This is a genomic window from Amphritea atlantica (assembly GCF_018860855.1).
GTDB classification, from domain to species: domain Bacteria; phylum Pseudomonadota; class Gammaproteobacteria; order Pseudomonadales; family Balneatricaceae; genus Amphritea; species Amphritea atlantica_A.
Genome location: NZ_JAHKQE010000013.1, coordinates 79,815 through 92,626, shown reverse-complemented (window position 1 = coordinate 92,626; position 12,812 = coordinate 79,815). Strand labels below are relative to the sequence as shown.

General features: G+C 48.0%; 10 protein-coding genes. 6 read left to right on the top strand and 4 right to left on the bottom strand.

The window, feature by feature from the left end; translation table 11 throughout:
- Positions 1-266 precede the first annotated feature (266 nt).
- From KO512_RS05320 to KO512_RS05310, 3 genes are read left to right on the top strand one after another with little or no spacing between them, the layout of a single operon-like run.
- Positions 267-509, top strand: a complete 243-nt coding sequence (locus KO512_RS05320; RefSeq protein WP_215951299.1) for an OadG family protein — start codon at positions 267-269, stop codon at positions 507-509.
- Positions 510-568: 59 nt separating this feature from the next.
- Entirely contained in the window at positions 569-2,347 is a 1,779-nt protein-coding gene (gene oadA, locus KO512_RS05315; protein WP_215951298.1) for a sodium-extruding oxaloacetate decarboxylase subunit alpha, read from the top strand.
- A 12-nt stretch (positions 2,348-2,359) separates the two neighbouring features.
- Positions 2,360-3,661 carry a sodium ion-translocating decarboxylase subunit beta gene (locus KO512_RS05310; RefSeq protein ID WP_215951297.1) on the top strand — a complete coding sequence of 434 codons (1,302 nt, stop codon included), beginning with the start codon at positions 2,360-2,362 and terminating at the stop codon, positions 3,659-3,661.
- A 110-nt stretch (positions 3,662-3,771) separates the two neighbouring features.
- On the opposite strand, the gene KO512_RS05305 is transcribed toward KO512_RS05310, so the two are convergent.
- Entirely contained in the window at positions 3,772-4,695 is a 924-nt protein-coding gene (locus KO512_RS05305) for a histone deacetylase family protein (RefSeq protein WP_215951296.1), read from the bottom strand.
- 314 nt (positions 4,696-5,009) lie between these two features.
- Between KO512_RS05305 and KO512_RS05300 the strand changes: the two genes are divergently transcribed.
- Both KO512_RS05300 and KO512_RS05295 read left to right on the top strand, forming a co-directional pair.
- Positions 5,010-6,635: a response regulator gene (locus KO512_RS05300; RefSeq protein WP_303493097.1), complete on the top strand. Its 1,626-nt coding sequence runs from the start codon at positions 5,010-5,012 to the stop codon at positions 6,633-6,635.
- 148 nt (positions 6,636-6,783) lie between these two features.
- Entirely contained in the window at positions 6,784-6,963 is a 180-nt protein-coding gene (locus KO512_RS05295) for a hypothetical protein (RefSeq protein WP_215951294.1), read from the top strand.
- A 115-nt stretch (positions 6,964-7,078) separates the two neighbouring features.
- Here KO512_RS05295 and KO512_RS05290 read toward each other — a convergent pair whose 3' ends face one another.
- Positions 7,079-10,153 carry an efflux RND transporter permease subunit gene (locus KO512_RS05290; protein ID WP_215951293.1) on the bottom strand — a complete coding sequence of 1,025 codons (3,075 nt, stop codon included), beginning with the start codon at positions 10,151-10,153 and terminating at the stop codon, positions 7,079-7,081.
- Positions 10,154-11,251 (bottom strand): efflux RND transporter periplasmic adaptor subunit, encoded by a 1,098-nt coding sequence (locus tag KO512_RS05285; RefSeq protein ID WP_215951292.1) that lies wholly within the window; start codon positions 11,249-11,251, stop codon positions 10,154-10,156. It lies immediately after the preceding gene.
- A 210-nt stretch (positions 11,252-11,461) separates the two neighbouring features.
- On the opposite strand from KO512_RS05285, the gene KO512_RS05280 reads away from it, so the two are divergent.
- Positions 11,462-12,358, top strand: a complete 897-nt coding sequence (locus KO512_RS05280; RefSeq protein WP_215951291.1) for a LysR family transcriptional regulator — start codon at positions 11,462-11,464, stop codon at positions 12,356-12,358.
- 87 nt (positions 12,359-12,445) lie between these two features.
- Here KO512_RS05280 and KO512_RS05275 read toward each other — a convergent pair whose 3' ends face one another.
- Positions 12,446-12,778, bottom strand: a complete 333-nt coding sequence (locus KO512_RS05275; RefSeq protein ID WP_215951290.1) for a PBPRA1643 family SWIM/SEC-C metal-binding motif protein — start codon at positions 12,776-12,778, stop codon at positions 12,446-12,448.
- Between the last annotated feature and the right edge of the window lie 34 nt (positions 12,779-12,812).

Sequence of the window (12,812 nt, the reverse complement as noted above, 5' to 3'; positions counted from 1 at the left end):
GCCGTTGACGGTTTAATGAGTAAGTTTGTTAATTGACGTGTTTTCGGCGTTTTTTGTAGTTTATTTACAGAAGTTGGCTACACTTTTTATCTGCCAATTGTCTTTTAATGAGTTGCCTGAAACGCATAATTCAGGTTTAATTGTTGGCCATTTATTAACTGTTCATCTGTTCTGTTGCAGCCAGATCCTTCGCTCTGAGGAGGAGATGCGGCCACAAGCCGGCAACGGACATATGGGTTTCGTACAAAATAAGGAGCACCCGTTAGATGGATAATCTAATGTCAGAAGGCCTGAGTTTGATGGTCTTTGGTATGGGATTCGTTTTCGTATTCCTGACCCTGTTGGTTTTTGCGACAGGCTTTATGTCGAAGCTGGTAACAAAGTTTGCACCTGAGGCGAAACCTCAGCCCGCAAAGCCAAAACCTGCTGTCGCGGCAGCCGCCTCGACAGGAAATGATGAGTTGGTTGCTGTCATGACTGCCGCCGTACATCAGTTCCGTAAGCACTGAGTTGCAGCCAAAACCATATATGTATTTAAAGAGCATTAATCGACAAAAGGCCTATACCCATGTCTGATAAAAAACCTCTTGGCATTACCGATGTAGTACTTCGGGACGCGCATCAGTCTCTGTTTGCTACCCGCATGCGCATTGACGACATGCTGCCAATCGCTGAGAAACTGGATAAAGTTGGTTTCTGGTCCCTAGAAAGCTGGGGCGGAGCGACGTTTGATTCCTGTATTCGTTATATCGGTGAAGATCCTTGGGATCGTATCCGCGAACTGAAAAAAGCAATGCCTAATACTCAACAACAGATGTTGCTGCGTGGTCAGAACCTCTTAGGTTACCGCCATTATGCGGATGACGTTGTGAGTAAGTTTGTTGAACGTGCGGCTACCAACGGTGTTGATGTATTCCGTATCTTTGATGCGATGAACGATCCGCGCAACTTAGAGACCGCCATTAAAGCGGTTAAGCAAAGCGGTAAGCATGCACAGGGCACCATCTCTTACACCAAGAGTGTTGTACACACCATTGATATGTGGGTTGAGTACGCTAAAACACTGGAAGATATGGGCGCTGAATCCATCGCGATTAAGGATATGTCCGGTATCCTGACACCTTATGATGCGTTCGATCTTGTCTCTCGCTTGAAAGCACAAACGGATCTTGAAGTTCAACTGCATGCGCATGCGACCTCAGGTTTGTCTGACATGACGATTCTGAAAGCGGTTGAAGCTGGTATTGACCGCGTTGATACGGCTATCTCTTCAATGTCTATGACGTATGGTCATACAGCCACTGAATCTGTGGTTGCAGCACTGGCTGGAACTGACCGTGATACTGGTCTGGATCTATTGCAACTGGAAGAGATCGCCGCTTACTTCCGAGAAGTACGTAAAAAATACGCGAAATTTGAAGGCTCTTTACGCGGTACTGACTCCCGTATTCTGGTCGCTCAGGTGCCGGGTGGTATGCTGACCAATATGGAAAGCCAGCTACGTGAGCAAGGTGCTTCTGATAAGTTTGATGAAGTATTGGCTGAGATTCCTCGGGTTCGTGAAGATCTCGGTTTGATTCCACTGGTTACTCCAACGTCACAGATCGTGGGTACACAGGCAGTGATCAACGTCCTGATGGGCGAGCGTTATAAAACCATTTCGAAAGAAGTTCAGGGTATTCTTAAGGGTGAATATGGCGCAGCGCCGGCACCTTACAACGCTGAATTGCAGGCTCGCGTACTTGAAGGTGGCGAAGCCATCACCTGTCGTCCGGCTGATCTGCTTGAATCCGAAATGGATAAGTTGGTAACAGAGCTGAAGGCGTTGGCGACTGAAAAAGGCATTAGCCTAGCCGCTGGGGAGAACGAGATTGATGACGTTCTCACTTACGCACTGTTCCCACAAATCGGTCTTAAATTCCTTGAAAATCGCGGTAATCCTGACGCATTTGAACCCGCACCTACATTAGAGGACGCCCTAGCCATGGCTGCACCTAAGAATACTGGTCCACAGACTTACACTATTAATGTTAACGGTCAAAACTACGTTGTTCAGGTTTCAGAGGGTGGTGATATCACCGCTGCTGCGCCGGCCGCTGCACCTGCTGCCGCTGCCGTACCTGCGGCGGGTCCTGCTGAATCTGTTCCGGCTCCGCTGGCGGGCAATATCTGGAAGGTGATTGTTTCACCGGGTCAGAGTGTTCAGGAAGGTGATGTACTGGTAATTCTGGAAGCGATGAAGATGGAAACAGAGATCCGTGCTGCACGTGCCGGTTCTGTTTCGACTGTCGATGTTAAAGAAGGCGACACTGTACAGGTTGGTGACAGTCTGCTGACTCTGGTATAAGGGCGGTTCTGAATGGATAAGCTACTGGACCTCTGGCAAGCGTCAGGGATATATAATGTGACGCCGGGTCAGGTCTTTATGATTCTGATCGGCCTGTTACTTCTGTTTCTTGCTATTCGTAAGAACTTTGAGCCTTTGTTGTTAGTGCCAATTGGCTTCGGCGGCATTATGGCCAATATCCCGGAAGCGGGTTTGGCTATGTCTGCCGTTGAGAATGCGATTCACCTCGGTGGTCCTGAAATGTTGCATACCTTGGCTACCGCCTTGAATATCAGCAGTGCTGAACCCGAAGCGGTGACACATGCCTACCATGCGGCAGATGCAGCGACGCATACGGCAGCTGTTTATGCGGCTAATGATCATGGCTTTAACAACGGTATGTTGTATAACTTCTATACCGTTGCGATTGCTTCAGGTGCGGCGCCTCTGTTGATCTTTATGGGTGTTGGTGCGATGACCGATTTTGGCCCGTTGCTGGCGAATCCAAAAACATTATTCCTAGGGGCTGCAGCGCAGTTCGGTATCTTTGCTACGGTGATTGGTGCCGTGTCGTTGACTACCTTGGGAATCATGGATTTCACCATTCAGGATGCCGCTGCAATCGGTATTATCGGTGGTGCGGATGGCCCTACAGCGATCTATGTCGCGTCTTTGCTGGCACCGGATCTGCTGGGTGCGATTGCGGTAGCGGCTTATTCGTATATGGCGTTAGTGCCAATGATTCAGCCGCCAATTATGCGTGCGCTGACGACCGAAGCCGAACGTAAGATTGCTATGGTTCAGTTACGGCATATCTCTAAAGCTGAAAAAATCATGTTCCCTATCGTGTTGTTGATTTTGGTCGCCTTGTTGCTACCAGATGCTGCGCCACTGTTGGGTATGTTCTGTTTCGGTAACCTGATGCGTGAGTGTGGTGTGGTTGATCGTCTGAGTGATACGGCTCAGAATGCGTTGATCAACATCGTGACTATCTTCTTGGGTCTATCGGTCGGTTCTAAACTGTCGGCTGATAAATTCCTTGATCTGCAAACTCTGGGTATTCTGTTACTGGGCGTAATTGCCTTTGGTATCGGTACTGCCTGTGGTGTGTTGATGGCTAAAGTCATGAACAAGATGGCCGGTGGTAACTCGATCAACCCTTTGATTGGTTCTGCCGGTGTATCTGCGGTACCGATGGCTGCTCGGGTATCTAACAAGCTGGGACTGGAAGCGAACTCACAAAACTTTTTGCTGATGCATGCAATGGGACCTAACGTTGCTGGTGTTATCGGCTCCGCGGTTGCTGCGGGTGTGATGATTAAGTTTGTTGGTTGATTTTTCGCTGCTAGAAAAAAACCGCCTTCGGGCGGTTTTTTGCGTTTCGGGAAAGAAGAAAGAAGGGGGAAGCGTCAAGAAATAAAGAAGTCTTGCGCTGTATGCTGCGTTTAATACCCTGCAAGGACCTCTAAGTGCGCCTGCACGCTAAACGCGAGTGATACCGGATTATACCCGCCTTCTAGTACCGAGACGATACGGCCGCCACAGGTGGTTCTGGCTGCATCTGCTAATAACTGTGTTGCCCAGCGATAATCCTCTTCTGTTAGATTTAGATCACCCATCGGATCTTCATGATGGGCGTCAAAGCCGGCAGAAATAAATAGGATGTCGGGTTTGTGTTGTTGAATGGCCGGTAGCCAGTATTTTTCTAATTTTTCGCGGAACACTGATGCGCGAGTATGGGCTTCAATGGGACAGTTGATGATATTGTCTCGTTGAATATTAGCATATCGCTCTGGATAGTAGGGGTGTTGAAAGGTCGAACAGACCAACACTTCGGGTTTGTCTTTGAAGATATCAACCGTGCCGTTGCAGTGGTGCACATCAAAATCAACAATTGCAACGCGGTTGACGTTAGGTTGAAGCAGCGCGTGCATAGCACCGATGGCAACATTGTTAAAAAAACAAAACCCCATGGCTGCATTGTGTTCTGCGTGATGGCCGGGCGGGCGCACGGAACAAAACGCATTATCAACCTTTTCAGTGAGTACCTGATTGGTCGCTAGGATTGTCGATCCGGCGGCGAGGCTGGCGGCATGCAGGGAGTCTGGGCAGAGCGCGGTATCTTCGTCGGCATAAAAGACCCCTTCTTCGGGGACTTTCATTTCCAGTCGTTTTTGGTGCAGGTTGGCGTGGGCTAACTGAATCTGCTCAGGGGTGACATGAACCGATTCCATCTGTTTAAGATGCTCAATCAATCCGGTTTTCTGCAAAACTTTCTGGATCGCTAAAAGGCGAATCGGGCTGTCTGGGTGTTCCGGCCCCATATTATGCAGACTAGGGTCTTGATGAGTAATAAATGCGGTAGTCATATCTGATCAGATTCTTTTATTTATAGTAAGTTTACTGGAATAACACTGTGGCGGCGCTTAGTCAAAAGTTGTAGGCGATAAATGCTGAACCTAGGTTGCCGTTGATCTGGGTCAGTAACTCTTTGCTGGTAAATCGATATGATGACCTCCACAGCATAGAACTGTATTTAGCACCGAGTGTTTCACCCTACACCGGTGCTTTTTTTTGTCTAGCAAAAACAGATCCCGTTTTGGTATGTTTTTCCTTTCTCCCTGAGGTTATGCCTCTTATACTTGTTTGAATTAAGTTTAAGACAAGGTAAACCGTGGCCTCTGTGCATAACAACTCAACTGATTCTCAGATCGATTACTCGGACAAGCATGTCCTGTTAATCGACAGCAGCGGTAACATGCGTGCAACGATCTACTATATGCTGCGTGAGCTGGGCATCAGCAATGTTAAAGCGGTCACCATTAATGACAAGGTTATCCCATTAATCGCGCAAAGTGATTTTGACGTCATCCTGTTAGGTCATAATGCCAGTGACAGCGTTACGGGTATCCAAATTCTCGAAGAGGCTCGTTTTCGCGGCTTTATTAAACCCAGTGCTGCATGGGTGTGTATGACCAGTGATTCATCGCAGGAAGTCATATTGCACGCGATTGATAGCCAGCCCGATGATCTTATTACTAAGCCGTTCTCTATCGAAGAACTGAAATATCGGCTCGATCATATTATGCGCCGTAAGCAGGCTTTACGCCCCGTTGATCTGGCGATTGAATCCGGTGCGCGTTATCAGGCATTACAGATTTGCGAAGCGCTGATCGATCGGCAACACCCAGAATATAATCATCTGCAAAAAGTGCGTGGTACTCTATTGCTCGATCTTGGAGAGTATGAAAAAGCCCGCGAGTTATTCGATGGTATTTATTGGGAGTCTCGGGATAAGGAAGCGGGGCTTTATCTCTGTCGGGCTTATTGCGGTTTGGATGATTTGACCGCGGCAGAGCAGCTGCTGCAAGAGCTGATTAATGATAATCCACTGTTAATTGCTGCTTATGATCTGTTAGCTGAAGTGCATGAAAAGATGGGCGATCTGGTGCAGGCCCGTGAAACCTTAAAGGAAGCGACAACCCGTGCGCCTCTGGGCATTCCGCGACAGATGGAACTGGGGCGGGTTGCCATTCAGACTCAGGAGCTTGATCTGGCAAAAGGCGCTTATCGGCGCTCTATCTCTCTGGGCAAAAAGAGTTGTTATCGTTCAGCAGAACCCTATCTGAAACTGGCTAACCTGCGACGCATGGAGGTGAAAAGCAGTGATGACAATGCCCGTGAACAGATAGAACGTGAGATTGATGGCTTGCTGATTAGTGCTCGCCAGCAGTTCTCTGCGGATCGCAATGCGGAGGTGCGGGCGTTTCTTATCCGCAGCCAGTTAGCTGAAGATCTAGGGGATGATAAAGAGAAAGAGCGTTTTCTTCGGGATGCAAAGCTGATCAACCGAGAGCTAGATACCCCTGTTGATATTGATCGAGAGTTGCTGGTGATGTCAGGCGAAGCTCTGCCGGTGTTGGAAAAAGTCGAAGAGGTGCCGAACAATCGGGAGGTCTATGCCAAGCAGATCAATCCGGATATGAGTGATAAAGCCAATCGGTTGGGTATTAAGCATTACTTGTCGGGTAAGGTCGGTCTGGCCATAAAATCCTTTGGCGCGGCGGTTGATTTTGATTTCAATAACCATTCATCGATGTTGAATCTGGCCCAGCTGTTTTTGGAAACCGCTCGCAATGATAATGTGCGTCGAGAAGGGCGGCTTAAAATGGTGGATCGTTACCTTAACCTTGTTGAGCGGGCGGTATTGAAACCGGAGCAGAATGCTAAAAAAATACTGCTGAAAAAATATCGTCAGATGCCGCTGACCGAGTTGCCAACATCTTCGTTAGGGCCACTACTGAAATAGGCGGTTTTAATATGGCTATGTCGGTGCTTCTTTCGTTATCTCCCTGTAGCGCTTTTCGGATTCAATAGAATATAGGGTTGGCGAGCAGAGAATGATAGAATCAAGGGCCGTCATTCGGTTCAGTTAATCTGTTTTAAAGGTTTTTGAGATGCTTCTTCATAATCGAAATATAATCCGAGTCGCTAAAGGTGACACGGTTGCTAACTGCATCATATTAAAAATGTGCTACGACTATGCGGTCGTGAAATTCGAAGAAAAAGAGTATCGCATCCCCTATGACGTGATCGATGAAGTGGTTGGTCATGAGTTGCTAGTGAGTATTGAATAATTTCAAGCCTGACGATTAGACGCTGATTTTTGTCTGTCGCGTCGACATCGAGAAAAACATGGGTAATGTTTGAAACACAGGGCCGATGACGAATATTCGTCATCGGCCTTTTGCGTTATACCTTGTTGTGGGTTGGACGGGGTATACGGTAGAAGATGGTATAGAGGACGGGCACCACTATTAAGGTCAGAATGGTGGCAAAGCCCAGACCAAACATGATGGTGACCGCCATCGATTGAAAGAAGGCATCAAATAATAGCGGGATCATCCCTAAGATAGTGGTGATGGCTGCCATCGACACAGGCCGCACTCGGCTGATCGCTGAATGAAACACGGCTAGATAGGGATCTTTACCCGACGAAAGCTCTAGGTTGATCTGATCAACTAAGACAATACCGTTTTTAATCAGCATGCCTGACAGGCTCAATAGTCCAAGAAGAGCCATAAAGCTGAACGGAGCCCCCATCACCAGCAAGCCGAAGGATACTCCGATTAATGCTAAGGGGACGGTTGCCCAGATAACCAGCGGTGCTCTAACTGAGTTAAAAAGCAGCACGGTGATGATGAACATGCAAAGATAACCCAGCGGTAGTCCGCCAAACAGAGCTGCTTTAGCATCACGGGACGATTCATCTTCACCCCCCCATTCCAGTTGGTAGCCCGGCGGTAGCGGAATCGCCTCAACACCCGGTTTAATCCGGTTAAACAAAGTTGCCGCGGTTTCATCCCCTAAAACATCATGATCAGCCATAACGGTAATGGTTCGTTTACGATCTCGTCTGATAATGAGTGAATCTTCCCAATCTGTTTTAAAGCCATTTGTGACCTGAGTAATAGGTACGTAGGCGTTTGTTGCCGGACTATAGATCTGAAGCTCTGGCAAGCTATCAATGGTTAAACGCTCATTTTGCGGCGCACGGGCGATAATGGGTAGCAGGCGGGTGCCTTCGCGATAGAGCCCTACCTGTTGGCCGGAGAATGTGGTCAGTAATAGTTGATCTAGATCTTGTTTACTGATGCCGACTCTGCGGGCCATCGCTTCATTGAACTGTGGCCGGATCACTTTGCTGCGTTGCCGCCAGTCGTGGCGAATATTGTGAGCGCCGGGATCTGACTGCAATACGGCGATGGCTTGGCTGGCTAAACGGCGTAATTCATCCGGTTCGGGGCCACTAAAGCGGGCTTCGATCTTGGCATCGGTAGAAGGCCCGATCTCCATCCGTTTTACTTTAAACTGGGCTTGAGGGTAATTATTGTTCATATAATCTCTCAGGTCAGCCATTACCGTTGGCAATGACTCGCGATCCTGAACCCTGACAATAATCTGGCCGAAAGCCGCATAGGATTTTTCTGGGGCATAGGTGAGCATAAAGCGTGGAGCCCCTTGTCCTGTTGTACTGGTGACCTGCTCAACCTTATCCTGTTGCATCAGGTAACGTTGGATCGATTTGATATCCACCTGTGTGTCGCGAATATCTGATCCCTGATAGCGCCAGTAATCCAGATAAAACATTGGCGTATTCGAGGGGGGGAAGAAGGATTGCTTCACCTGGCCAAAACCAACGATGGCAACGGCAAACAACGCTACCATCATGATAATGGTCGCGACGCGAAAACGCATACAGAGGTGAAGTATTGCTTTGTAGACGGTGAATATCACACCATGATACAGCTCGGCATCGTCATCATTTTCATCGCGGATAACGGTGCTTTCTTTAAACATCAGGTCTGCGAAAAAAGGAGTTAGGGTGATTGCCGTTACCCAACTGAGCAGTAACGATATAAACAGTACCCAGAACAGACTGCCGGCAAACTCACCGGAGGCATCGGAAGAAAGGCCGATCGGCGCAAAGGCGGTAATCGCAATCACCGTCGCACCTAATAAAGGGAGGTTGGTCTGACGGGTGATCTCCAGTGCTGCTTGAAGCTTTGTTTGTCCCTTTTTCAGCCCGATCAATATGCCTTCTGTGATGACAATAGCGTTATCAACCAGCATCCCTAGTGCAATGATAAGTGCGCCGAGCGAAATACGTTGCAGCTCGATATCAAAGATCTTCATAAAGATAAAACTACCAAACACGGTTAGCAGCAGAATCAAGCCGATCAGTACGCCACTCTTAAGGCCCATAAAGATTAGCAGTACGGCAATCACAATGGCGACGGCTTCAACCAGACTGAGCATGAATGACGCCATAGAGTTATCCACTTCGGTCGGTTGGTTGTAGACACTGCTCACTTCCATACCGACTGGGCGCACGTACTCTAGTTCAGCCATGCGTTGTTTGACGGCTTCACCGATCTCGATGACATTGACCCCCGTGCTGAACGAGATACCCAGTAATAACGCTTCATGATTATTGTAATTAATAATGTTGTTTGGCACTTCGGCATAAGCACGGCTGACTTTGGCAACATCGCCTAGATAGACCAGTTGTGAAGTGCCAGGGTTAGATACCAGCAACCCTTCAAGCTCTTTTACGCTGCTGAATTCGCCGGTAGGGTGTAAGCGGATATACTCGCTGTCGACCTTAACGCTGCCCGCGTTGGATACCTGATTCTGAGTTTGTAATAGCTCAAAGATATGGCTAGCGGGAATGCCAAGAGCCGATAGCTTACTACGGGCGATCTCGACGACCACCTCTTCTTGCTGCTCGCCGGCAACCGTTACTTTACCGACCCCTTTAATGAGCACCAACTCGCGGCGCAGGTAGTCGACATAGTCTTTTAGCTCCTCATAGGAGTAACCATCGCCATTGATCGCCAGCAGCACACCGTAGACATCACCAAATTCATCGATAACGGTGGGTGTTGCAGCGCCGGGGGGGAGTTGTCCGGCTATATCGGTTACTTTACGCCGTAGTTCATCCCATATCTGTTTGAGATCATCCTGCCGGTAAGTGCTTTTCATCTCTATGATGATCTGTGAGAAGCCCGCCGAAGAGATTGAGGTGACAAAATCGACATAGGGTAGTTGCTGCACCGCATTTTCCAGCAGATAAGTGACTTCCTCCTCTACTTGGGTAGGGGATGCACCGGGGTAGGCGGTCGTGATCATCGCCTGTTTAATGGTAAAAGAGGGATCTTCTAGTCGGCCTAAGCCGTTGTAAGCGATAATACCGCCAATTAACAGCAGTAGAGTAAACATCCAGCTGGTGACGGGACGTTTAATGGAGTATTCCGTCAGCTTCATTTACAGACCACCTTCTCTGTTCCAAGGGCGAACTTTCTGCCCTTCTGAAAGAAAGTTGACGCCAACAGCGACCACCTGATCTCCGGGTTTAATACCGCTTTCAATCACGATGCCTTCTTGGGTGATTTCACCGACGGTTACGGTTGCCTGATGTACCTGTTGCGTGTCGGGATCAAACTTCCATATATATCGAGTGCTATCGGATAATGGTGCTCCCTCAGCAACAAACACGGCGCCGACGGGCAGCATTAAACGGGTGCTGCTGAGGTCGGTGACTTTCGATAGATCAACTTTGACACTGGCCGCCATGCCCGGCAGCACGGTAAAGGATTCAGGCGTGGGCATCGAAAAGACAACTTTATAGGTGAGCGTCGAAGGATCGGCCTGAGTGTCCCACTCTTTAACCGTAACGAGAAAGCTTTGATCGGGATGGGTATCAAAGACGACGGATGGTTGATAACCGGTGTGCGTTTTAGCGCGCGAGGCGATGTTTTCAGGCACCTGAATGGTGATATCAATCTGATCGCTGGTTTGTAGCACTAAGATGGTTTGTTTAGCTTGAATATTTTCATGCTTATCGACATCCACTCTCGCGACGGTGCCGCTAAAGGGCGCGCGCAGATAGGTATAATCGAGCTCTTTTTTCGCCACGTTGTAAGAGGCTAGCGCTACTTTGAGTTCGGCGCTGGCTTTATCATAATCGGATTGCGAAATTAGCTTTCGCGACAACATGGTTTTTGACCGTTCGAATTGCGAATGGGCCAGCTCATAGCGCGCCTGTCGGTCATCCAGAGTCAACTTATAATCGGTAGGGTCTAGACGGGCCAACACCTGCCCCTGTTTTACCTCATAGCCGGGTCTTACCAACATTTCTGATATCTGTCCGCTGACTCTAAAGGCCAGTTTTGAATCGGCATTAGCTTCGACTTCTGCAGGAAAGCTGCGAATGTCAGATGAGGTGGGGTTAGTGACTTGGAATATCTTCGCCGGCCGAATAATCGTGGGTGCAGATACATCTGCATTGTTTTCGCTACAGCCGGACAGAGCAATTAATATCGCCATCATGATGAGCTGGACGGGCCGATATGAAACCTGCATGGATAAACCTCTGTTGCTGATATGTCTGAATTAAACCTGATCAAGGTTCGCATAGATTTTCTGAATGAGTATCACAAACTCGAAAGATCATTGAATGGTCGCTGATCAGAATTCGAATCGATTGATAGTAAAATTAAGCAGTGAAATATAGGCTATTTTTTGGTTAAATAATAATAATAAAATCTTACCAAGACGTTAAATTAAATTTATATGACGCTCGAGCAATTACGTACCCTCAGTAGAATCGTCGAATATGGCTCACTCAAGTTAGCCGCTGAAAGCTTGCATAAAACCCAACCCGCGCTTTCGGTGGCGATTAAAAAGCTAGAAGAGGAGTATGGCTTTAAAATTCTTAACCGCGACAGTTACCGTCTTAGCTTAACGGAAGAGGGGCTTTCATTTTATCGCAAGTCTCAAGAGCTATTGTTGAATAGCTATCAGCTAAACTCTCTGGGGCAACATTTAGGTGCCGGTAATGAGCCCTTGATTCGGGTGGCGTTTGATCAGGTCTGTCCGTATACGCAGGTTCTGAAGGTGTTGAAACAGTGTCAGCAAGCGTATCCATTAACCGAATTTAGAATTTCAGAAAAATCACGTTTTGGCGCACTGGATATGTTACGAAATAAACAGGCGGATTTAGTGGTGAGCCCCTGGTGGCCAACGCTTTATGCCGCAGGTGATTTTGATACCTTACCGATCGGGCAGTTTCGTATTCTAATGGTGGCCGCGCCGGAGCTGTTTCCTGATGGTCCGGTGCTCCATTCTGAACAGTTAAAGTCACAGGTACATTTAACCATCGAGACCAGTCGCTTTAGCTTTGATTCTGATAGCTTAATGCTGGATAAAGGTGTGCGTCGTTGGAAAGCTCAGGATGGTTTTACCGTCAAACAGTTGCTATTGGCGGGATTGGGCTGGGGTTATGTGGCGGAACATCTCGTAAAAGATGAACTTGAACGCGGCGAATTAATTCGTTTAACCCCAAGCGATGTTGAATATAGTGTGAAGGGAGAGGTGCGCTTAATTCGTAATTTGGAAGATAGCCTAGGGCCGGTGGCTAGCATGATTTGGCAATCATTTAGTCAGGCGGAAACATTGCCGGTTAAATAACGGCTGACTTTGCGGCTCGCGGCGTAGTGAATGAGAGCGTTCTTAAATGCTATCCGGGCTTTTTTTGGCAGGGATAGCGGGACATCTTTAGCCACAGCATTTTTTGTATTTCTTACCACTGCCGCAAGAGCAGGGCGCGTTCCGTTCCGGTGTCTTTTCCGTATGCAGTGTTTTAGGCGTTGCCAGCAGAGCGGTAAGAGCCGTAATGTCTTCATCAATGCTTGCATCTACGGTCACATTGATCACTAGATCATGTTCAACAGCCAGTGCTTCGACTTCCTGTTGACGCTGTTCAGAAGGAACATTCAATAATAACGGACTGATGTCACTACCGAGTTTAACTTTAGCATTAGGGTTATAACCACTCTTGCCGTAATTACCCATGATTTCGGGAGTACCTTTATAAAAACACTTAGACATGGGTGACTCCTGGTAATTGTGTCATCGAATTGCG

Excerpts from the sequence above, each read along its gene's own strand:
- oadA (WP_215951298.1), top strand. The coding sequence starts at position 569 with ATGTCTGATAAAAAACCTCTTGGCATTACCGATGTAGTACTTCGGGAC.
- KO512_RS05290 (WP_215951293.1), bottom strand. The coding sequence starts at position 10,153 with ATGAAGCTGACGGAATACTCCATTAAACGTCCCGTCACCAGCTGGATG.
- KO512_RS05320 (WP_215951299.1), top strand. The coding sequence starts at position 267 with ATGGATAATCTAATGTCAGAAGGCCTGAGTTTGATGGTCTTTGGTATG.
- KO512_RS05285 (WP_215951292.1), bottom strand. The coding sequence starts at position 11,251 with ATGCAGGTTTCATATCGGCCCGTCCAGCTCATCATGATGGCGATATTA.
- KO512_RS05295 (WP_215951294.1), top strand. The coding sequence starts at position 6,784 with ATGCTTCTTCATAATCGAAATATAATCCGAGTCGCTAAAGGTGACACG.
- KO512_RS05280 (WP_215951291.1), top strand. The coding sequence starts at position 11,462 with ATGACGCTCGAGCAATTACGTACCCTCAGTAGAATCGTCGAATATGGC.
- KO512_RS05310 (WP_215951297.1), top strand. The coding sequence starts at position 2,360 with ATGGATAAGCTACTGGACCTCTGGCAAGCGTCAGGGATATATAATGTG.
- KO512_RS05275 (WP_215951290.1), bottom strand. The coding sequence starts at position 12,778 with ATGTCTAAGTGTTTTTATAAAGGTACTCCCGAAATCATGGGTAATTAC.
- KO512_RS05305 (WP_215951296.1), bottom strand. The coding sequence starts at position 4,695 with ATGACTACCGCATTTATTACTCATCAAGACCCTAGTCTGCATAATATG.